At 68.6% G+C, this 21,201-nt stretch carries 18 protein-coding genes; 4 read left to right on the forward strand and 14 right to left on the reverse strand.

Annotated features, from left to right (window positions below):
• Window positions 1-5: 5 nt before the first annotated feature.
• A complete protein-coding gene (lexA, locus tag B5Y19_RS07380; RefSeq protein WP_055727006.1) occupies window positions 6-716 on the forward strand; it encodes a transcriptional repressor LexA in 711 nt (236 codons plus the stop codon).
• A gap of 146 nt (window positions 717-862) precedes the next feature.
• On the opposite strand, the gene B5Y19_RS07385 is transcribed toward lexA, so the two are convergent.
• Window positions 863-3,052, reverse strand: a complete 2,190-nt coding sequence (locus B5Y19_RS07385; protein ID WP_176168585.1) for a ComEC/Rec2 family competence protein — start codon at window positions 3,050-3,052, stop codon at window positions 863-865.
• A 212-nt stretch (window positions 3,053-3,264) separates the two neighbouring features.
• Between B5Y19_RS07385 and gltX the strand changes: the two genes are divergently transcribed.
• Together gltX and gltA are read left to right on the forward strand one after the other, a co-directional pair.
• The gene (gltX, locus tag B5Y19_RS07390) at window positions 3,265-4,686 is read left to right on the forward strand and encodes a glutamate--tRNA ligase (RefSeq protein ID WP_055727004.1); all 1,422 of its coding nucleotides are present in this window, start codon (window positions 3,265-3,267) and stop codon (window positions 4,684-4,686) included.
• A gap of 444 nt (window positions 4,687-5,130) precedes the next feature.
• Window positions 5,131-6,420 carry a citrate synthase gene (gene gltA, locus B5Y19_RS07395; RefSeq protein ID WP_055727003.1) on the forward strand — a complete coding sequence of 430 codons (1,290 nt, stop codon included), beginning with the start codon at window positions 5,131-5,133 and terminating at the stop codon, window positions 6,418-6,420.
• Window positions 6,421-6,606: 186 nt separating this feature from the next.
• On the opposite strand, the gene lpxB is transcribed toward gltA, so the two are convergent.
• From lpxB to frr, 11 genes are all read right to left on the reverse strand, one after another.
• Entirely contained in the window at window positions 6,607-7,779 is a 1,173-nt protein-coding gene (lpxB, locus tag B5Y19_RS07400) for a lipid-A-disaccharide synthase (RefSeq protein ID WP_055727002.1), read from the reverse strand.
• Complete coding sequence (locus tag B5Y19_RS07405) at window positions 7,779-8,633, reverse strand: LpxI family protein (protein WP_156367010.1); 855 nt, start codon at window positions 8,631-8,633, stop codon at window positions 7,779-7,781. The genes lpxB and B5Y19_RS07405 overlap by 1 nt, the downstream gene beginning before the upstream one ends.
• A complete protein-coding gene (gene lpxA / locus B5Y19_RS07410; protein ID WP_055727000.1) occupies window positions 8,630-9,439 on the reverse strand; it encodes an acyl-ACP--UDP-N-acetylglucosamine O-acyltransferase in 810 nt (269 codons plus the stop codon). The genes B5Y19_RS07405 and lpxA overlap by 4 nt, the downstream gene beginning before the upstream one ends.
• 36 nt (window positions 9,440-9,475) lie before the next feature.
• Window positions 9,476-9,934, reverse strand: coding sequence for a 3-hydroxyacyl-ACP dehydratase FabZ (fabZ, locus tag B5Y19_RS07415; RefSeq protein ID WP_055726999.1), 459 nt, complete (start codon window positions 9,932-9,934; stop codon window positions 9,476-9,478).
• A 195-nt stretch (window positions 9,935-10,129) separates the two neighbouring features.
• On the reverse strand, window positions 10,130-11,191 hold the full coding sequence (gene lpxD, locus B5Y19_RS07420; protein WP_055726998.1) for a UDP-3-O-(3-hydroxymyristoyl)glucosamine N-acyltransferase: 1,062 nt from the start codon (window positions 11,189-11,191) through the stop codon (window positions 10,130-10,132).
• 36 nt (window positions 11,192-11,227) lie between these two features.
• On the reverse strand, window positions 11,228-13,738 hold the full coding sequence (gene bamA / locus B5Y19_RS07425) for an outer membrane protein assembly factor BamA (RefSeq protein ID WP_055726997.1): 2,511 nt from the start codon (window positions 13,736-13,738) through the stop codon (window positions 11,228-11,230).
• A gap of 216 nt (window positions 13,739-13,954) precedes the next feature.
• Window positions 13,955-15,103 carry an RIP metalloprotease RseP gene (gene rseP, locus B5Y19_RS07430; RefSeq protein WP_055727053.1) on the reverse strand — a complete coding sequence of 383 codons (1,149 nt, stop codon included), beginning with the start codon at window positions 15,101-15,103 and terminating at the stop codon, window positions 13,955-13,957.
• Between the two features lie 69 nt (window positions 15,104-15,172).
• Window positions 15,173-16,354: a 1-deoxy-D-xylulose-5-phosphate reductoisomerase gene (gene dxr, locus B5Y19_RS07435; protein ID WP_055726996.1), complete on the reverse strand. Its 1,182-nt coding sequence runs from the start codon at window positions 16,352-16,354 to the stop codon at window positions 15,173-15,175.
• Between the two features lie 4 nt (window positions 16,355-16,358).
• On the reverse strand, window positions 16,359-17,186 hold the full coding sequence (locus B5Y19_RS07440; protein ID WP_079591292.1) for a phosphatidate cytidylyltransferase: 828 nt from the start codon (window positions 17,184-17,186) through the stop codon (window positions 16,359-16,361).
• Complete coding sequence (locus tag B5Y19_RS07445) at window positions 17,183-17,941, reverse strand: isoprenyl transferase (protein ID WP_055727541.1); 759 nt, start codon at window positions 17,939-17,941, stop codon at window positions 17,183-17,185. The genes B5Y19_RS07440 and B5Y19_RS07445 overlap by 4 nt, the downstream gene beginning before the upstream one ends.
• Window positions 17,942-17,998: 57 nt before the next feature.
• Complete coding sequence (frr, locus tag B5Y19_RS07450) at window positions 17,999-18,562, reverse strand: ribosome recycling factor (RefSeq protein ID WP_055727540.1); 564 nt, start codon at window positions 18,560-18,562, stop codon at window positions 17,999-18,001.
• Between the two features lie 247 nt (window positions 18,563-18,809).
• Between frr and B5Y19_RS07455 the strand changes: the two genes are divergently transcribed.
• Entirely contained in the window at window positions 18,810-19,223 is a 414-nt protein-coding gene (locus B5Y19_RS07455) for a VOC family protein (RefSeq protein WP_055727539.1), read from the forward strand.
• 115 nt (window positions 19,224-19,338) lie between these two features.
• Here B5Y19_RS07455 and pyrH read toward each other — a convergent pair whose 3' ends face one another.
• On the reverse strand, window positions 19,339-20,046 hold the full coding sequence (gene pyrH, locus B5Y19_RS07460; RefSeq protein WP_055727538.1) for a UMP kinase: 708 nt from the start codon (window positions 20,044-20,046) through the stop codon (window positions 19,339-19,341).
• Window positions 20,047-20,266: 220 nt separating this feature from the next.
• On the reverse strand, window positions 20,267-21,190 hold the full coding sequence (gene tsf, locus B5Y19_RS07465) for a translation elongation factor Ts (protein ID WP_055727537.1): 924 nt from the start codon (window positions 21,188-21,190) through the stop codon (window positions 20,267-20,269).
• Between the last annotated feature and the right edge of the window lie 11 nt (window positions 21,191-21,201).

The following is a 21,201-nucleotide window of genomic DNA, read 5'->3' on the forward strand; positions in this document are numbered from 1 at the left end:
GGATCATGCTGACACGCAAGCAACACGAACTCCTGCGCTTCATCCAGGAACGCTTGCGCGAGAGCGGTGTGCCGCCCTCCTTCGACGAGATGAAGGACGCGCTCGACCTCCGCTCGAAATCCGGCATCCATCGGCTGATCATGGCGCTGGAGGAGCGCGGCTTCATCCGCCGCCTGCCGAACCGGGCGCGCGCGCTCGAGATCATCAAGATGCCGGACGGGCTCGGCGCCCCGCAGCAGCGCGGCCGCTTCAGCCCGGCCGTCGTCCAGGGCGGCCTCGGCGCGCAAACCAATCTCGGCAAGCCCCGCCCCGGTGCCGACGACGACAGCCGTGGCGTCATATCGATCCCGGTCATGGGTCGCATCGCGGCCGGCACGCCGATCTCGGCGATCCAGAACCGCAGTCACACCGTCTCGCTGCCGCCCGACATGCTCGGCTCCGGCGAGCATTATGCGCTCGAGGTGCGCGGCGACTCGATGGTCGAGGCCGGCATCCTCGACGGCGACACGGTCGTCATCCGCAGACAGGATACGGCCAATACCGGCGATATCGTCGTCGCACTGATCGACGACGAGGAGGCGACGCTGAAGCGGCTGCGCAAGCGCGGCTCCTCGATCGCGCTCGAGGCCGCGAACCCGGCCTATGAAACCCGTGTGCTCGGGCCGGACCGGGTCAAGATCCAGGGGCGGCTGGTCAATCTGATGCGGCGCTATTAGATCGCGAACCGTCATTGCGAGCGCAAGCGAACCAATTCAGGGGGACGGGGTGAGACGTTCAACCCGGTACCCGCTGGATTGCTTCGTCGCTTCGCTCCTCGCAATGACGGCCAGCGATGGCGCACGCCCGGCTTGACCGGCGGCTGCTACAGGGGGCCGGCATCATCGTCAGCGCCGCTGGCCGGCGATGCGGCTGCGGGCGCCGACTGAGCCGCGGGCGGCGGCCTGCGGCGGCTCCAGGGTCGCTCGCTGTCGGAATGCTCCGAGATGCGGCTGCTCCAGCCGGACCTGCTGCGATAGAGCGAGGTGGCGCCGTCGCGCGCCAGTCCCATCCTTTCGATCAGGCGCGCCTTGCAGGCCCCGCTCCAGGGGATGGCGGTGACGACCAGGTCGGCCCGCAGACAATCCTCGATGATCGCCAGCCTATCGCGTGCATGGGACACGGCGCGCTGGTCGCCTGTCCGTGCGACGCATCCCAGCGCGTCGCAAGCGACGCCGGCGCGCAGCGTCGGATCGTCCGGCGAGCGGCCGTCGCCATCGGCCGCGAGCCATTGCTGCAGGACGAAGCGGCTCGGCCGACCCGCGATCGCGAGGCGCCCATCGGCGCCGCGCACGGCCAGGCCCGAGCCGTCGCGCTCGATCAGGATCTCCGGACGTTCCGGCTTCCCGGCGATAGCGACCCCGAACACGAGCGGCAGCGCCGCCAGCCAGCGCCAGGCCGTGGTCCACAGCGTCAGCCACAGCAGCGCCAGCACGAAGCAGATCAGCACGGCCGGGCCAAAGGCCGCGATCATCACCGTCGAATGGTCGATGGCCGCGACCCAGTGCGCCACGTTCAGCACGACATCCGAGGCGAGCCCCATCAGCGCCCAGGCCGGCCAGTCCAGCCCGAACGGATAGGCCAGCACGCCGAACACCGCCGCCGGCATGACAAAGAGCGAGACGAAGGGCAGCGCCATGGCATTGCCGAGCAGGCCGAAGGGATTGAAGGTCTGGAAGTGATAGGCGCCGAAGGGCGCCGTCGCCGCTGTCGCCAGCAATGTGGTGACGATGATGCCGAGCGCCGCGGCCCAGAGCGGCCCGAGCGGCCAGACCAGGGCCGGCGGCGGGTGGGCGCGGCTGCGCCCTTCCCAGCGCTCGGCGAAGGCGATCAGGGCCGCGACCGCGCCGAAGGACATCTGGAAGCTCGGCCCGAGCAGGGCTTCCGGCTCCCGCAGCAGCACGATCATCGCCGCGAGGGCGAGGTTGCGCATGCTCAGCGCCGCACGGTCGACGAGCACGGCGCCGAGCATCACCAGCGTCATGATCAATGAACGCTCGGTCGCCACGTCCCCGCCGGAGAAGACGCAATAGGCGGTCGCGCCCAGCATCGCGGCAGCCGCCGCGATCTTCTTGACCGGCCAGCGCAGGGCAGCCGTCTGGGACAGCGCCAGCAAGGCGCGCACCAGCCAGAAGATCGTGCCGGCGGCCAGCACCATGTGAAGCCCCGAGATCGAGACGATATGGTAGATGCCGGCGGCGCGCAGGTCGTTGTTGGTCGCTTCGCTGATCAGCCCGCGCTTGCCCGTGACGAGAGCGGCAGCGACCGCCCCGCCCTGCCCGCCTCCGGCCTCGGCGATGCGCCGGGTCAGGGCGTTGCGGGCCTGGTCGATGACCACGTCGAGGGCAAGGCGCGGCGGCAGCGGATGAGGCGGTGGCGCCAGCGCGACCTTGCCGGAGATGCTGCCGACGGCACCGATACCGCGGAAGAAGGCGTCGCGGCCAAAATCATAGCCGCCAGCCCGCGCCGGCCCCGGCGGCGGCAGCAGCCGCGCCGTCGCGACGATATGGTCCCCGGGAGCGACGGAGCCGGCGCGGATGTTGACGCGCACCCGCTTCGGCCTCGCCTCGGCCGGGACACCGGCGATGTTGGTGACCAGCACGACCAGGCGGGCGCCGACATCGCGCGCCTCGACTGTTTCGACGAAGCCCGTCAGCTTGCCGATGCGCGGCCGGTCCAGCATCGGCGCGGCGATGTCAGCGGTCCGCCAGACGCCGGCGGCGAAACCGGCAAAGGCGGCGGCTGCGGCGAGACAGGCCATGGCAGCGACGCGGCGTGTGCGGAGGAGGAAGGCGCAGGCTGCGCTCAGCGCGAAGCCCAGCACCGGCGCCCACAACGCCGGCTCACGATCCGCGGCAAAGTAGAGCAGTATGCCGGCCCCCATCGCCACCGGCAGCCAGAGGAAGGGCCGGCGGCGCTCGGCCTCCAGCGCCAGCGCCCGGCCGAAGCCGGCCTGCCATTCGGCCTGCCACGTCTGGAGGCGCGTGGCCACCGGCGCGAACGGGCGCAGACGCAAGGGCAACGCGCCGGCGCGCGCGCCACGCCACCTTCCCCGCCCTGGCGGCGCCGGCTGCATCGCCCGCCCCCTCCCCGCCGGCGCTGCGATTGAACGCTTAACCTTTCCGGCCGAGCCATGTTACAGGGCGCGCGCCGGTTGTCATGTCGCGACCTGCGCCGTTTCCCCTATCTTGCCCCGGACGGTCCCCCGCCCGGTCGGAGTCGCCTCCCATGAGCAACGCCGTCGTCACGCGCTTTGCGCCCTCGCCCACCGGGTTCCTGCATATCGGCGGGGCCCGCACCGCGCTGTTCAACTGGCTCTATGCCCGCCGGCATGGCGGCACGATGCTGCTGCGCATCGAGGACACTGACCGCGAACGCTCGACCGATGCCGCCATCGCCGCGATCCTCGACGGGCTGGAATGGCTCGGCCTCGATTGGGACGGCCAGACCGTCTACCAGTTCCAGCGCGCCGCCCGGCACCGCGAGGTCGCCGAGCAGATGCTCGCCGCCGGCAAGGCCTATTACTGCTACGCCACGCCCGCGGAGCTCGAGGAGATGCGCGAGAAGGCCCGCGCCGAGGGCAAGCCGCTGCGCTATGACGGGCGCTGGCGCGACCGCGACCCGGCGACGGCCCCGGAAGGCGCCAAGCCGGTCATCCGCCTCAAGGCGCCGCAGACTGGCGAGACCGTGGTGAACGACGAGGTCCAGGGCCGGGTCGTCTGGCAGAACGAGAATCTCGACGACCTCGTGCTGCTGCGCTCGGACGGCACGCCGACCTATATGCTCGCCGTGGTGGTCGACGATCACGACATGGGCGTGACCCATGTCATCCGCGGCGACGATCACCTGACCAACGCCGCCCGCCAGACCCAGATCTACAATGCGCTCGGCTGGGATGTCCCCAGCATGTCGCATATCCCGCTGATCCACGGACCTGATGGCGCCAAGCTCTCGAAGCGCCACGGCGCCCTCGGCATCGATGCCTATCGCGCGATGGGCTATCTGCCGGCAGCGCTGCGCAACTATCTGGTGCGCCTCGGCTGGAGCCATGGCGACCAGGAGGTTTTCTCGACCCAGGAGATGATCGACGCCTTCAACCTGTCCTCGATCGGCCGCTCGCCGGCGCGGTTCGACTACGCCAAGCTGGAGAACCTCAACGGGCTCTATATGCGCCAGTCGAGCGACCGGGAACTGCTCGACGCGCTGAAGGTGATCCTGCCCGAGATCGGCCCGGCGCGCGGCGTCGGCACCGCCCTCTCGCCCGAGCTGGAAGCGAAGTTCCTCGCCGCCATGCCGGGGCTGAAGGAGCGGGCCAAGACGCTGGTCGAGCTGCTCGACAGCGCCTTCTATCTCTATGCCCAGCGCCCGCTGCAGCTCGACGAGAAGGCCAAGGGCCTGCTCGACGAGGCGGCTCGCCAGCGACTGTCCCAGATCGCGGCGAAGCTCGCCGCCGTCACCGAGTGGTCGCCGGCGCCGCTGGAAGCGGCGGTGCGCGCCTATGTCGAGGAGAGCGGGCTCAAGCTCGGCCAGGCGGCGCAGCCCCTGCGCGCCGCGCTGACCGGCCGGGCGATGTCGCCGGGGCTGTTCGACGTGATGGCCGTGCTCGGCCGCGACGAGACGCTGGCGCGCCTCGCCGATCAGGCCGCGTGAACGCCGGCCGCGCTCCGGCTACCGAATATCGTTATTGCGAGCGCAGCGAAGCAATCCAGGAAGACGAAGAGCCCTGCGGCCGCTGGATTGCTTCGCTTCGCTCGCAATGACGGCCCCCGCAACCCCGCGTCTCCAAGGCTCGAAACGGGCCCGTCCGGCAAGGGGCGGCCTGCTCGCGAGGATATGAACCGGACGCGGTTCCGGCCGCCTTTTGGCTCGGTTGAATGCGCTGGGCAAATGGTCTAGTGACGCGCAAGTGCGTTGCGCCGCGCCATCGCGGACGGGCATGAATATTGCTTGTAAATCAGTCACATGGATTGCCTGCCGTCTCCTCCGACACACCCTCGCTCTATCGTGGCCTGCGGATGAGAGATGCTCAGCGCGAAAGCGCAACAAGGCGAAACAGGTGCTGAACAGCAGCGAGCCTTGAAAGGATCGGTATCGATGAGCGGAAACACCAGCCAGCTCCAGGTCGGCGACAAGACCGTCGACATGGCGATCAAGGAGGGGTCGGTCGGCCCCGCCGTCATCGACATCGGCAAGCTCTATGCCCAAACGGGCATGTTCACCTACGATCCCGGCTTCACCTCGACGGCGAGCTGCGAGTCGCAGATCACCTATATCGACGGCGACAAGGGCGTGCTGCTCTATCGCGGCTACCCGATCGAGCAGCTCGCCGAGCACGGCGACTTCCTCGAGACCTGCTACCTGCTGCTCTACGGAGAGCTGCCGACCGCCGCGCAGAAGGCGGATTTCGACTATCGCGTCACGCGCCACACCATGGTGCACGAGCAGATGGCCCGCTTCTTCCAGGGCTTCCGCCGCGACGCGCACCCGATGGCGGTGATGGTCGGCTCGATCGGCGCGATGTCGGCCTTCTACCATGACTCGACCGACATCTCGGACCCGCACCAGCGCATGATCGCCTCGATGCGTATGGTCGCGAAGGTGCCGACGCTGGCGGCGATGGCCTACAAGTACTTCGTCGGCCAGCCCTTCGTGTATCCGCTGAACTCGCTGGACTACACCTCGAACTTCCTGCGCATGTGCTTCGCGGTGCCGGCCGAGGAGTACAAGGTCAACCCGGTGCTCTCCCGCGCGCTCGACCGCATCTTCATCCTGCACGCCGACCACGAGCAGAACGCCTCGACCTCGACGGTGCGCCTCGCCGGCTCGTCGGGCGCCAACCCCTTCGCCTGCATCGCGGCCGGCACGGCCTGCCTGTGGGGCCCCGCCCATGGCGGCGCCAACGAGGCGGCGCTGAAGATGCTCGAGGAGATCGGGACCGTCGAGAACATCCCGAAATACATCGCCAAGGCGAAGGACAAGAACGATCCGTTCCGCCTGATGGGCTTCGGCCACCGGGTCTACAAGAACTACGATCCGCGCGCCAAGATCATGCAGAAGACCACGCATGAGGTGCTCAACGAGCTCGGCATCAAGGACGACCCGCTGCTGGACGTCGCGATCGAGCTGGAGCGCATCGCGCTCAACGACGAGTACTTCATCGAGAAGAAGCTCTACCCGAACATCGACTTCTATTCGGGCATCACGCTGAAGGCGATGGGCTTCCCGACCTCGATGTTCACGGTGCTCTTCGCCGTCGCGCGCACCGTCGGCTGGATCGCGCAGTGGAAGGAGATGATCGAGGATCCGTCCCAGAAGATCGGCCGCCCGCGCCAGCTCTACACCGGCGCCGCGCAGCGCGACTACACGCCGATCGGCCGCCGCTGAGCCCAGCGGCAACGACCATTCGGAAAGGCGCGCGGCGAAAGCCCCGCGCCTTTTTTCATGGGCGGCACGGTCGTCATGCCCGCCCTTGTGGGGAGCATCCACGTCTTGGACACTCCATCATATCGCTGAAGACGTGGATGGTCGGGACAAGGCCGACCGTGGCGGACGGCGCCGTGTGCCGTCCTGTCAGCCGACCCGCCCGGCGGGCAGCAACGCCAGCGCCGCATCGACGGCATTGGCCGCCGGGCTCGGCCCGGCCGAGCGCATCAGAGCCTCGACCTCGACGAAGCCGTCGAGCTGCTGCTGCCGCGCGGGTCCGTCGGCAAGGGCGGCCAGCAGCTGTCCCGCCAGGGCTTCGGCGGTCGCGTCGTCCTGAATGAACTCCGGCACAACGCTCCGGCCCAGGATCAGATTGGGCAGGATCACGCTCGGCAGCTTGACGAGGCGCCGGGCCAGGATCGCCTCCCAGGCGGCACCGCGATAGGCGGCAACCGTCGGCACGCCGGACAAGGCGAGCTCGAGGGTCACCGTCCCGGAGGCCGCGAGCGCGGCGCGGGCGCGCCGGAAGGCCGCGAGCTTGCCGGCCTCGCCGCTGACGATCTCAGGCGCCACCGGCCAGCGCGCCGCTGCCTCGGCGATCATCGGCTGCAGACGGGTGACGGCCGGGAGAAGGAAGCGCGCTCCGGGAATCGCCGCTGCCACCCGGGCGACGGCCTCACCGAAGACCGGCATCAGATGATGGATCTCGGAGCGGCGGCTGCCGGGCAGGATCAGCACCTCGGGCCGCACAGCATCGTCGCGGCGGCGCTGCTCCTCCGCATCCGGCCGCAGCTCGCCGAGGCGCTCCATCAACGGATGGCCGACATAAACCGTCTCGGGGCCATGCAGCCGGGCGAGAGCCGCGGGCTCGAAAGGCAGCAGGGCCAGGATCCGGTCGACATGCGGCGCCATCCGGCGTGCCCGCCCCGACCGCCAGGCCCAGACGCTCGGGCAGACCCAGTGCACGATCGGGATCTGCGGCGCCCGCGCCCGGACCTTCTTCGCGACACGCAGGCAGAAATCGGGACTGTCGATCGTCAGCAGGAGATCGGGCTCGAAGGCCACGACGCCACGCGCCGCGTCCTCCATCCGCCGCAGCAGCAGCGGCAGGCGGGCGACGACCGGGCTGAAGCCCATCACCGCGATATCGGCCTGCGGAAAGAACGGCACGAGCCCGGCCTCGGGCAGACCGTGATCGCCGACGCCGCGCAGTTCCAGCGGCCGCTCGCCGAGCCGGTCGCGCAATGCTGCAAGGAAGCGCAGCGCCAGGGCGTCGCCAGACGCCTCCCCCGCGATGATCGCGAGCTTGAGGGGCCGCATCAGGCGACGCCCTCGACGAAGAGGCCGAGCTGGTCGGCGAGACGGCCGAGCGCGGCCCGATCCCCGACCAGAACCTCGCCGGCCCTGAGGCCAATCCCGGCGAGGCCCGCAGCCGCGATATTGCGCAATGTGTCGGGACCGATGGCGGGCATGTCGACCCGCAGGTCCTGCCCGGTCTTGGGCAGCTTCACCAGCACGCCGTCGCCCTTGCCGATCTTGAGCCGGCCGCCGGCGACAAGATCGGCGACGCGCTGGATCATGGCGTCCGTGCCCTCGGCCGCCTCGATCGCGACGACCCGGTGGTCCGCCAGGATCGCGGCCTGCCCGACATCGAAAGGCGACAGAGCCTTCAGCAGCGAAAAGCCGTGCTCCAGCAGTTCCCGCTGCGTCGCGCTGGGCTGGCGGCGGCCGACCGGACCGGACGGGGCCGTCAGCTCGGGGGCGATCTGCGCGGGGCCGTGGACGCGGAAGCCCTGCTGCTCGAAGAAGCTGACGACGCCGCGCAGCAGGTGGTCGTCCCCGCCCTGAAACGCCTTGGCAAAATGCGGCAGGTATTTCAGCGTCGACATCTCCGGGCGCAAGGCCCCGAAGCTCGGGCGCGGCAGCGCCCCGAGCATGACGATGTCGACGATCTGCCGCTGGCGAAGCTCATCGAGCAGCGAGCCGAGCTGCCCGAGGCGGTAGCGCCGGATGTCGGCATCGCCGCCGAACGCCTCGGGATCGGCGGCGCCGTCGAGCGCGGCAATGAAGGGCCGTTCGCCCCGGCCGGCGAGGATGCGGGCGAGCTGGACGGGATAGTCGCCGCCGCCCGCGATCATCACGAGCGGGCCGCGCTCCTGGGCGCCCCCGCTCACCTCTCTACGGGGGAGACGTCATGCGGCATGCACAGCGCCTTCTCGCCGCCTTCCCTGATGAAGTCGAGGATCTCGTGGATCAACGGGTGCGAGGCGAATTCCGCCGCAACATCGTCGACGCGCTCGGTCAACGTGCCCTCGTCGGCGAAGAGCAGACGATAGGCACGGCGCAGTTCGTGGATCTGCTCGCGCGTGAAGCCGCGGCGCTTGAGGCCGATCAGATTCAACCCGACCAGATGGGCCGGATTGTCGCGTACCGTGCCGAAGGGAATGACGTCGGCCAGCACCCCGGCGCCGCCACCGATGAAGGCGTGATCGCCGATCCGGATGAACTGCTGCAGGCCGGCGCCGCCGCCGACGATGACGAAGTTCCCGACGGTGACATGCCCGGCGCACATCACATTGTTCGAGAAGATGATGTTGTTGCCGAGCCGGCTGTCATGGCCGACATGGGAGTTGGCCAGGAAGAAGCAGCGGTCGCCGACGCTCGTGACCATGCCCCCGCCCTCGGTGCCGGGATTCATGGTGACGCCTTCGCGGATCTGGCATTCGGCGCCGATCGTCAGCGTCGAAGGCTCGCCGTTATATTTCACGTCCTGCGGCGGATGGCCGATCGAGGCGAAGGGATAGATCCGCGTGCGCGGGCCGACCGTGGTACGACCGGCCACGGACACGTGGCTGATCAGCTCGACCCCGTCCCCCAGGACGACATCGGGGCCGACAGTGCAGAACGGACCGATCTTCACCCCGGCGCCCAGCTGCGCCTTGGGGTCCACGACCGACATGGGATGGATGGAGGAGCTCATCGCGATTTCGTCCGGGCGCTCAATGCCTCAGGCCGCTCAGACGACCATGGCCGAGATCTCGGCCTCGGCCACCAACGCCCCGTCCACGCGCGCCTCGCCGCGGTAGAACCAGATATTGCGCTTGCGGGCCAGCTTGGTCAGGTGGAAACGCAGCGTGTCGCCCGGGATGACCGGCTTGCGGAACTTGGCCTTGTCGATGGTGGTGAAGAGCACCGTCTTGACCTGTTCCTCGCCGACGCCGCGGGCGTTCACCACGAGCACGCCGGCCGTCTGCGCCATCGCCTCGATCATCAGCACGCCCGGGAAAACCGGGCGCTCCGGGAAATGACCGGTGAACTGCGGCTCGTTGACGGTGACGTTCTTGATGCCGACGCCTGAATCGTCGCCATTGATCTCCACGACCCGGTCGACCAGGAGAAACGGATAGCGGTGGGGGATGCAGGCCATGATCTTCTGAATGTCGATCACGCCCAGCGCCGTCGTCGCCTCGCTCATCTCAATCTTCTCCTGCGCGCCATCGCGGGCAGCGCCTGCATTCAAACCATCGGCCGCGACCGCGAAACGAATTCGGCAATCGGCAGCAATTCCAAAGTCTTCCGTCGCTTTGCCGGAAACCGGTCGGTCTCGGCAACATAAATCTGCCGCCGCCTTCGGGAAGAAGCCCGCCGGCGGCGCCAGAAGTCCTCGGCATCAGCCTTCCGGCGCGTCGCTCTTGCGTCCCCGCTTGGCGAGCAGGCTCTTGAGCATCGCCGTCTCGCGCGCCCAGCTCAGCGCCGGCTGGGCCGGGTAGCCGCCGTAACGGGCGCCGCGCGGCACGTCGCCGGCGACGCCGCTCTGCGCGGCGATCTGGGCACCAGCCCCGATCACGAGATGCCCGGCCAGGCCGACCTGCCCGCCGAGCACGACGAAGTCCTCGAGCGTGGACGAACCCGCCAGGCCGACCTGGGCGCAGATCACGCAATGCCGCCCGATGACGCAGTTATGGCCGATCTGGACGAGGTTATCGATCTTGGTGCCCTCGCCGATCACCGTGTCGCGGCTGGCGCCGCGGTCGATGCAGCTGTTGGCGCCGATCTCGACATCGTCCTGGACGATGACGCGGCCGATCTGCGGCACCTTCATGTGCCCCTTCGGGCTCATCGCGAAGCCGAAGCCGTCCTGCCCGATGCGGGCGCCGGGATGGACGATCACGCGGTTGCCGATCAGCGCGGCCTGGATCGAGCTGCCCGCCCCGATCGAGCAGTTCCGGCCGATCCGGACCTGCGGGCCGATGACCGCATTGGCCGCCACCACCGTCCCGGCCCCGATCTCGGCACCCGGACCGATCACCGCACCGGGGTCGACCGTCACGCCGGGCTCGAGCACGGCGGTCGCATGGACGACGGCGCCCGGCGCGACGCCCTGCGCCGCGAAGGCGGATTCGGGCTTCAGCGCCGACGGGAAGACCCGGGCCAGCACCTTGGCGAAGGCGTGGTAGGGCGCCGGCGACACCAGCACCACCGTGCCCGCGGGCACCCGGTCGGCGAAGCGCGGCGAGACCAGGCACAGGCCCGCCTTCGTCGCGGCCAGCGCCTCGGTGTATTTCGGGTTGTCCATATAGGCGAGATCGGACGGCCCGGCCGTCTCGAGCGCCGCGGCGCCCTCGATCCTGCGGTCCATGGGCGCGCCGTCAGGCAGCGTCGTCCCGGAAATGGTTGCGACCTCGCCGAAGTCCAGCGAGGTCGCGAACGGAAAGAAAACTGGCTCTGCCATGATCAGGTCCGGAGCGGGGCGCGAGGCCCCGCTGCGTCAGAAGCGGGTACCACCCGAGAAACGGAACGCCTGGAGCCGGTCGCCGCCGTACTTCCCAGCGATGCCGGTCTGCGGGTTGATGCCCCACTGCCCATCGTCCTTGGTGAGGGCGTAGGCATAGTCGAACCGGATCGGGCCGAGCGGCGACTGCCAGAGCAGGCTGACGCCGACCGACGAGCGCATGATGTTCTTGTCGCGGATACAGCCGATGTTCGACTGGGCGCCGCCGGTCACGACATTGTACTGGCGAGCGGTCGATCCCGCCGGGCAGCCGCCGAAAGCCGGGTTCGTGATCGCGCTCGATCCGCCGTCGTAGTTGAACAGCGTACCGGCATCCGCGAAGACCGCGCCGCGCAGGCCGAGATCGCGCGGCAGGCCCCAGATCGGGAACTGCAGCTCGACCGTGCCGCCGAAATAGGTCGTGCCACCGACCGCGTTGGCCGTCGGGTCGTTGAGCACGTCGCGCGGGCCGATGCCGGACGGCGCGAAGCCGCGAACCAGCGACGGGCCGAGGAAGTAGTGATCGACCATCCGCAGATTGCCGCTGGTCGCCTGGACGTGACCGCCCTGGACGCGCAGGAAGCCGACGACGTCGTCGAAGATCTCGCGGTAGTAGCGGGCATCCGCCGCGACACGCAGGAACTTCGAGTCGCCGCCCAGGCCGGCGAATTCCGGCTTCAGCTCCGCGACGAAGCCGTTGCGCGGGTTCTGCACGTTGTCGAGCGAGTTGTAGTTGAAGTTCAGGCCGACCAGCGAGGTCAGGGTGTTGCCCTGGGCCTCCTTGACCGCCACCGTCGCCTCGCCGTTGGTCACGCAGTTGAACGGCACGTTCGCGCCGCCCGTCGGCGTCACGCCCGGGATCGGATAGGTACAGTCGTTATAGGGACGGCTGATCTCGTTCGGGATGTCGATCTCGGTCTGATAGAGCGAGTATCGCGGCGTGATCGAGAACTCTTCCGTGATCGGGAAGGTGAAGCGGACCTGACCGCCCGTCACGCGGCTCTCGAAGCGGCCGGTGTTGTAGTTGTCGTTGAACTTCGAGAACAGGTCGATACCAGCCGCCACGCGGTAGCCGAGGAAGTACGGCTCGGTGAAGGAGAAATCGATGCCCTGCGTACGCTCGCCGAGCGTGCCGGCGATGCGGACGAACTGGCCGCGGCCGAGGAAGTTCGACTCCGACAGCGAGATCTCGCCGATGACGCCGTCCGAGGTCGAGTAGCCGCCGGCGACCGAGAAAGAGCCGGTCGCCTTGTCCTCGACGTCGATGTTGACGACCACGCGGTCCGGCGCGGAGCCGGGCTCGTTGGTGATGCGAACCTTGGTGAAGAAGCCGAGGTTGTTGAGGCGACGCTCGGCCCGGTCGATCATGACCTTGTTGTAGGCATCGCCCTCGCCCAGATCGAGCTCGCGGCGGACCACATAGTCACGGGTACGGGTGTTGCCGCGCACATTGATGCGCTCAACATAGACGCGCGGCCCTTCGTCGACGACGTAGGTGATGCCGATCTGCGCGCCGGAAGCATCGCGATCGCCGCGCGGACGGACCTGGGCGAAGGCATGGCCGCGGCGCGCGACCTCGGTGGTGAGCGCCACCAGCGACTTCTCGACCGCCTCGGCATTGTAGGTATCGCCGGTCGAGGTCGCGACGTAGCGCTGCAGCGCACCCGGATCGATGTCGCGCAGCGCGGAATCGACGGTGACGTTGCCGACCTTGTACTGCTGACCTTCCTCGATCTGGATATCGACGACCCAGCCGCCGGCGGCCTCGTCGAAGCGCGCGGACTGGTTCACGACCTGGAAGTCGGCATAGCCGTTCTTGAGATAGAAGCGACGGATGAGGTCGAGGTCGGAATTGATCTTGTCCGGATCATAGACGTCGGACGTCTTGATGAAGCTCAGGAAGTTCGATTCCGTCGAGTTCATCAGGCCGCGCAGGCGACCGGCGGAATAAGCCTGGTTGCCGCTGAAATTGATCGACTTGATGCCGGTCTTGCCGCTCTCGTTGATGGTGAAGACCACGTCCTGGCGGCCGTTCGGCAGCGGAGCGATGCGGCCGCTGACCGAGGACAGCCCGTAGCCGGCGCGGCGATAAGCCTCGCGCAGGCGCTCGACGTCTGCATCGATCAGAGACTGGCTCACCGGCCCGCCCGCACGGGTCTGCACCAGCGTCCCGAGCTGCTCGCCCTTCAGGCGGCGGTTACCCTCGAAGGCGACGCGGTTGACCGTGCCACCCTGCTCCTTCACCGAAACCACGATCTGGGAGCCGCGGCGGCTGACCTGAACGTTGCTGAACAGCCCGGTCGCCAGGAGGCTCTCGCGAATCTCCTGCGGGTTCTCCCGCCCGACGGCGTAGGAGCGAATCGTCTCGGCATCGACGCGCTGATTGCCGTGGACGACCACAGCCTGCGCGAAAGCCACGCCACCACTCACGGCCAGAATCAAAGCCGAAAGTCCGATCGATCGAGAGAGCCGCATCCTGATCGTCCGGCTCTGTTGGGTCGACGTCATCGGGTCGCCTATTCCATATCTATGGTCACCACCCCATACGGGGACCGTCGCCAAAAGACGACGGCACGGGGACATTGCAGTTCAATCGCTTCTACAAAGTTTCCCGCAGGGTGCAAACCGCCATCGTCGTTAATAAAGTATTTTTAACGGTCTCGTTGCGGGGGAGCCACGCGCGCTGTCGCGATTCCGACGCAAAGCGCGCGCTGCAGGGCGTTTTCAGAGCAAACCACGGACGTGAACGAGGTCGTTCCACGTCACGAACAGCATCAGCATGAGCACCAGCGCCAGCCCGAGGCGGAAGCCGATCTCCTGCGCACGGGGGCTGAGCGGGCGGCCGCGCAGCGCCTCGTAGAGGTAGAACATCAGGTGGCCGCCATCGAGCATCGGCACCGGCAGGAGATTCATCAGCCCGATCGAGACGGAGAGGACCGCGGCGAGATTGATCAGCGCCAGCAGGCCGCCATTCGAGGCCACGATGCCGGAGACCTGCGCGATCCGAATCGGACCCGAGAGCTGGTCGACGGATTCCCGCCCCCGGACCAGCTTGGCGATGTAGTCATAGGTCCGGGACACCACGAACCAGGTCTCGGTCACGCCGGTTCGGGCGGATTCGACCAGGCCGAAATGGCGGGTCCTGATATCCTCGGGCCGGGCCGAAGCCTTGACGCCGATCACGCCGATGCGCTGGGTGCCGACGGGCGTCTTCATCTCGGAGAGCGCCGGGGTGACCGGCAGCGTCACCGTGCCGCCGGCGCGCTCGACCGTGATCTCCAGGCGCTCGTCCGGGCGGCCCGAGACGATGCGCTGCATGTCCGAGAAGCTCTCGATCGGCTGCCCGTCGATCGACAGAACGAGGTCGCCCGGCTTCAGCCCGGCGCGCTCGGCGGCGCTGTCGGCGACGACAGCGTCGACGCGCGGCATCAGCACCTGCTTGCCGAAGAAGAACGCCGTGCCGGCGAAGATCAGGATCGCCAGGAGGAAATTCGCGATCGGGCCGGCGGCGACGATGGCAGCCCGCTCCCCGATCGACTGGGCCGGGAAGGAGCGCGCCTGCTCCTGCGGCGTCATCCGCGCGACGCCCGCCATGTCCGGCGCGCTCGCAGCATCGGCGTCACCCGAGAACTTGACGTAGCCGCCGAGCGGGATCAGCGCGAAGCGCCAGCGCGTTCCATGCCGGTCGTTGAAGCCGAACAGCTCGCGGCCGAAGCCGATCGAGAACGTCTTGACGTCGACGCCGCACCAGCGCCCGACCAGGAAATGGCCGAGCTCGTGCACGAAGACGACGACGGTGAGCACGAAGAGGAATGGCAGCAGATAGCCCAGCAGAAAATATCCACCGTTCCAAAGCGAAGCCGCGAATTCCATCGAGATCTCCCGTTCCTCGCGCAGCAGCGCGCGCCGATCGGGTCGCATCAGCCCCGACCGGATCCGGCTTTAAGTGACAGTGAAGGATGCTTGCGACAAGAGCGAGGCGGCGCGCCGTCTGGAATCTTGGTCAATGGCGAGCGCGGTGCCAACGTCGCGCGGCGCATCGCATCCGCCCGGCGTCGCGGCGCAGACGGCCTCGACCAGTGCGGCGATGCCGGGGAAGCGAAGCCGGCCGGCGAGGAAGGCCGCGACGGCGACCTCATTGGCGGCATTGAGGATAGCGGGCATGGCGCCGCCCTCCCGCAGGGCCGCCATGGCGAGGCCGAGCGCGGGGAAGCGGACGAGATCCGGCTTTTCGAAGGTAAGCGTTCCGGCCGCGGCGAGATCGAGAAAGCGGGCGGCGGGCGCGTCGAGCCGGCCGTCGACGCCGAGGCAATGGGCCGCAGCGACCCGCATGTCCGGCACCGCCATCCCGGCGCTGACCGAGCCGTCGCGGAAGGTGACGAGGCCGTGGACGAGTTGCTGCGGATGGACCAGCACGTCGAGCTGCCCGGCCTCCAACCCGAAGAGGAAACGAGCCTCGATGAGTTCGAGGCCCTTGTTCATCATGCTGGCGGAGTCGACGCTGATCTTGGCGCCCATCGCGTAGTTCGGATGCTTCAGCGCCTGCTCCGGGCCGGCGGCCGCGATGCGCTCGGCGCTCCAGCTCCGGAACGGGCCGCCGGAGGCGGTCAGCGTCATGCTGCGGACAGCCGCCAGCGGCTCCGCGCCCAAGACCTGGAAGAGCGCGTTATGCTCGGAATCGAGCGGCAGCAGCTGCGCACCGACCTCGGCGACGCGCGCCATTACCGCCTCGCCGGCGCAAACCAGGCTTTCCTTGTTGGCGAGCGCGATCACCCGCCCCGGCGCGAGCGCGGCGAAGGTGGCCTCGAGGCCGGCCGAACCCGAGATCGCGCTGACGACGATGTCGGCAGGGCGGGCTACCGCCTCCAGCACCGCGTCGCGCCCGGCGCCGCTGGCGATTCCGGTTCCGGCCAGCGCCTCCCGGAGCAGCGGGCCGGCGTCCTCCTCCGCCAGCGCGGCGAAGGACGCGCCGACCTCGATCGCGACCTGTGCGAGAGCTTGCGCATCGCGGCCGCCGACGACCGTCGCGATCGAGAGCCGGTCCGGATTCTCGGCGACCACGTCGCGAACCGAACGTCCGACGGAGCCGGTCGCTCCGAGAAGGGTCACATTGCGCAGCGGCATCGGATCAGATGTCGAGATGGATCGCGAAAAGGGCAAGGCCGGCGAGCACCAGCACCGCCCAATAGCCGTCGAGCCTGTCGAGGAAGCCGCCATGGCCCGGGATGAGCTTGCTCGAATCCTTGGTGTCGAAGCGGCGCTTCAGGGCGGATTCGAACAGATCGCCGGCCTGGCTGACGACGGAGCCCGCAAAGGAGGCGGCGATCACCGGCCCGGCCGCGGTCAGCCCGGCGAGGGCCGGCACCGATCGCCAGACCAGATAGCCGCCGATCATGCCGGCGAGTGCGCCGCCGATGGCGCCGGACCAGGTCTTCTTCGGGCTGACGGCCGGCATCAGCTTCGGGCCGCCGAGGCGGCGCCCGGTAAAATAGGCGGCGATGTCGGTGAGCCAGACGACCGCGAAGCTCCACAGGATCAGCGCAAGGCCGATGCCCGGCAGGTCGCGCAGGGCCGGGGTGACGAGCGCGAAGGCGAGTGCATAGGCGACGCCGCAGAGCTCCAGCGCCAGCCGCGAACGCACGAAGGGGGTGGCGAGCGCGCCGAGCAGCGCAGCGGCGGCGGCCGCGCCGGCGAGCGCGGCCGGGCTCGCCGGCGAGAAAGCCAGGGCGAAGCCGGCGGCGACGACGCCGATTCCGGCAGGGATCGCATTGCCGCGGCTGACGATGGCGAGCCATTCATAGGCGACGAGGCCGGCGACCAGCACCCAGAGGACGCGGAAGGGCCAGCCGCCCCAGGCCGTGGCGAGCAGCACCAGCGTCGCCAGGACCAGCGCCGAGACGACCCGGAGCCTCAGCTCGCCCCGGCCCGTCGGCGCCGCTGGAGCGGGGCCATTCACGCGACGCCTACGCTGCGATCGGCCGGGGCCGCGACGCCGCCGAAGCGACGGTCCCGCTGCCGGTACTGGGCCAGCGCGTCCTCGAAGGCGGCGCGATCGAAATCCGGCCACATCACCGGGGCGAAAACGAATTCGGCATAGGCCGCCTGCCAGAGCAGGAAATTCGAGATCCGCGTCTCGCCGGAGGTGCGGATCACCAGCTCGGGATCGGGCAGGCCATGGGTGTCGAGACGGCGCGCCAGCATCTCGTCGTCGATCGCGGCGGGATCGATCCGCCCGGCGGCGGCATCCGCCGCCAGGCCGCGCGCCGCGCGCACGATCTCGTCGCGCGAGCCGTAGTTGAAGGCGATCACCAGCACGAGGCCGGTGTTGTCGCGGGTCTTGATCTCGGCATGCTCGACGAGCCGCCGCAGGTCGGCCGCGAGATCGTCGCGATTGCCGATGACCCGAACGCGGACATTGGCGGCAGCGAGCTCGGCCAGGTCCTTCTCGACGAAATGCTTGAGCAACCCCATCAGGAAGGAGACTTCGGCATAGGGGCGGCGCCAGTTCTCCGTCGAGAAGCTGTAGAGCGTCAGGACGGAGATCCCGAGTTCGCTGGCGTTGCGGACCGTGCGGCGCAGCGCCTCGAGGCCGCGCCGGTGCCCCTCCTGCCGCGGCAGGCCGCGCATCTGCGCCCAGCGCCCGTTCCCGTCCATGATGATGGCGACATGGGACGGGTTGGGCACGCCTGCCTCGCGCTGGCCAGATGACATGCTGATGAGCCTCGCTCGGCTGCGGCCGGAAAGACGCGGGACGACCCGCGCGACGGGTCAGACGTGAAGGATTTCCTTTTCCTTTGCCGCAAGTGCCTGGTCGATCTCGGCGATGTGCTGGTCGGTCGCCTTCTGGACCAGATCGGACTGGCGGGTGGCGTCGTCCTTGGTCATGTCGCCGTCCTTCTCGAGCTTCTTGACGACGTCGAGACCGTCGCGCCGGACATGGCGCACCGCGACCTTCGAATCCTCGGCGTATTTATGCGCGACCTTGACCATCTCCTTGCGGCGCTGCTCGTTGAGCTCCGGGATGCGGATGCGCAGCACCTGGCCCTCGGTCTGGGGGTTGAGGCCGAGATCGGATTCGCGGATCGCCTTGTCGACCGCGTTGACCATCGAACGATCCCAAACCTGCACGCTGAGCAGGCGCGGCTCGGGCACCGAGACCGTGGCGAGCTGGCTCAGCGGCGTGCGGGCGCCATAAGCCTCGACCGTGATCGGGTCGAGCATGTTGGCCGAGGCGCGGCCGGAGCGCAGCGAGGCGAGATCGCTCTTGAAGGACTGCACGGCGCCGGCCATGCGGCGCTTGATGTCAGCGAGGTCGAACGTCGTCTGGGCCATTTCAATCGGGACCTTGCAGATAATCCAAAATCGGCGCGACCATGGCGGCGGTGCCGCGCAGGGTCAAGAATTACATGCCCGAACAGCATGTTCCCCCGGATTGGGCAAGGGGGAAGCCGCCAAGCGGGCCGTTCACCTGGGGAAGCGGCCGCGCGGACTCGTCCGCCGCTTCCGAATACCCATCTCACTCTAGAGCGTTGCCCGGCCGCAAGCCAGCGTCGCCGGCGACGAACCACGGAGGAACCACGTGCCCCAGCTGAACCGCATCGTCGAGACCGCGCTCTATGTCGACGACCTCGAACGCGCCCACGATTTCTACGAAGGCAAGCTCGGCCTCGCGCCGCTGCTCAAGACCCCCATCCTCTACGCCTATGACGTCGGGGGCGCGACCGTGCTGCTGCTGTTCCGGCGCGGCGCGGCGCAGCAGACCCAGAGCTCGGCCAATGGCAGCATTCCGCCGCATGACGGCAGCGGGCCGCTGCACATCGCCTTCGCGGTCGACAGCGGCGAGTTGGAGGCCTGGGAGAGGAAACTGGAAGAGCTCGACATCGCCATCGAGGGGCGCATGGCGTGGGACCGCGGCGGCAAGAGCCTCTATTTCCGCGATCCCGACGGTCACCTGCTCGAGCTCATGACGCCCGGCATCTGGCGAACCTACTAGGAGCCCCCCCGCCATTGCGAGGAGCAAGGCGACGAAGCAATCCAGCTTCGCTGCGCCCGCAATGACGACTGAAGGCGCGTTTCGAGCAAGGCCTGCTGCGGCGCGCCGGCGCGGTTCAGGGGGTGACGTAGGTCGCCCTGCCCTCGCCGCGCAGCACGGCAGCCAGCGCGCCCTTCTCGGCGATCGAGAAGACGACGATCGTCAGGCTCGCGTCGCGCGCCAGCGCGAAGGCGGCGGTGTCCATCACCTTGAGGTCGCGCTTGATCGCGTCCTCATGCGTCAGCGTGTCGTAGCGGGTCGCGGTCGGATCCTTCTTCGGATCGGCCGTATAGACGCCATCGACCTGCGTCGCCTTGAGCAGATGGCTGCAGCCGAGCTCCGCCGCGCGCAGAGCCGCGCCGGTGTCGGTGGTGAAGTACGGGTTGCCGGTGCCGCCGCCGAGGATGACGACCTTGCCGTTGCTGAGATGATCGAGCGCGCGCTTGCGGGCATAGCTCTCGCAGAGCGAGGGCATCGGCACCGCCGACATGGCGCGCGCCGGGGCGCCGGCCGCCTCGATGGCGTGCTCCAGCGCGAGCGCGTTCATCACCGTGCCGAGCATGCCGATCGAATCGGCGGTGGTGCGGTCGAGGCCCTTGTTGAGGCCCTGGACGCCGCGGAAGAAGTTGCCGCCGCCGACGACGATGCCGATCTCGACGCCCTCGCGCGAGGCATGGGCGATATCGGCGGCAAGCTCGGTCAGGGTCAGGCCGTCGAGGCCGGTCCCCTGCGGGCCGGCAAGGGCTTCGCCGGAGAGCTTCACGAGAACGCGTTGGGGTCTCATCGATGTCTCTCCGTCGTTGCTGGCGCGCTTTCCGCTCGGCTGGATTCAGCCGGACGGGAAGACCTCGCGCAAAATCAAAAATCGAGCATGTCCCAATCGCAAAGGTGGTTTCCACTCTTGCGGAACAGGCTCCAGGCCGGCCGCGATTCGACGCGACCCTATCTTCCTACAAAAAAGGCCGCGCGATGCGCGGCCTTTCTCTCATCCGTAAGCGGACTTGTCAGGCCGTGGTGCCGCCGGCGGCAGCGACCTCGGCCGCGAAGTCCTGCTCTTCCTTCTCGATGCCCTCGCCGAGCGCGAAGCGGGCGAAACCGGTGAGCTTCACGGGAGCGCCGACCTTGCCCTCGATCTCCTTGAGCACCTGCGAGACCGACTTCGAGCCGTCATGGATATAGGCCTGATCGAGCAGGCAGTATTCCTTGGCGTAGCTCTTCAGGCCGCTCTCGGTGATCTTCTCGAGGACATGAGCGGGCTTGCCGGCGTTCTTCTCGGCCAGGATCGCCTTCTCGCGCTCCAGCACCTCGGGAGCGACCGAGGCGAGGTCGAGCGCGACCGGGCTGGTCGCCGCGACATGCATGGCGAGCTGGCGGCCGAGCGCGGCGAGCTCATCGGCCTTGCCGGTCGACTCGAGCGCGACGATGACGCCGATCTTGCCGAGGCCGTCGGCGATCGCGCCGTGGACATAGGAGCCGACCACGCCCGAGGAGACCTTGAGCGAGGAAACGCGGCGCAGCGTCATGTTCTCGCCGATGGTGGCGATGGCGTTGGCGATGGCGTCCTGCACGGTGCCGCCGCCCGGATAGTGATGGCCAAGCAGCGCCTCGACGTCGCCGCCACGCTCGAGCGCAACGTCGGCGATGGTCTTGGCGAGCGCCTGGAACTCGGGGTTGCGGGCGACGAAGTCGGTCTCGGAGTTGACCTCGACGACCACGCCCTCATTGCCCTGAACGGCAACGGCGACGAGACCCTCGGCGGCGACGCGGCCGGCCTTCTTGGCGGCCTTGGAGAGGCCCTTGGCACGCAGCCAGTCGATGGCGGCCTCGAGGTTGCCGTCATTGGCGGAGAGCGCGGCCTTGCAGTCCATCATGCCCGCGCCGGTCTTGTCGCGGAGTTCCTTCACGAGTGCTGCGGTGATCGCTGCCATCTGTCCTGTCC

Origin of the sequence: Allobosea thiooxidans, assembly GCF_900168195.1 — a bacterium.
Classification (GTDB): Bacteria; Pseudomonadota; Alphaproteobacteria; order Rhizobiales; family Beijerinckiaceae; genus Allobosea; species Allobosea thiooxidans.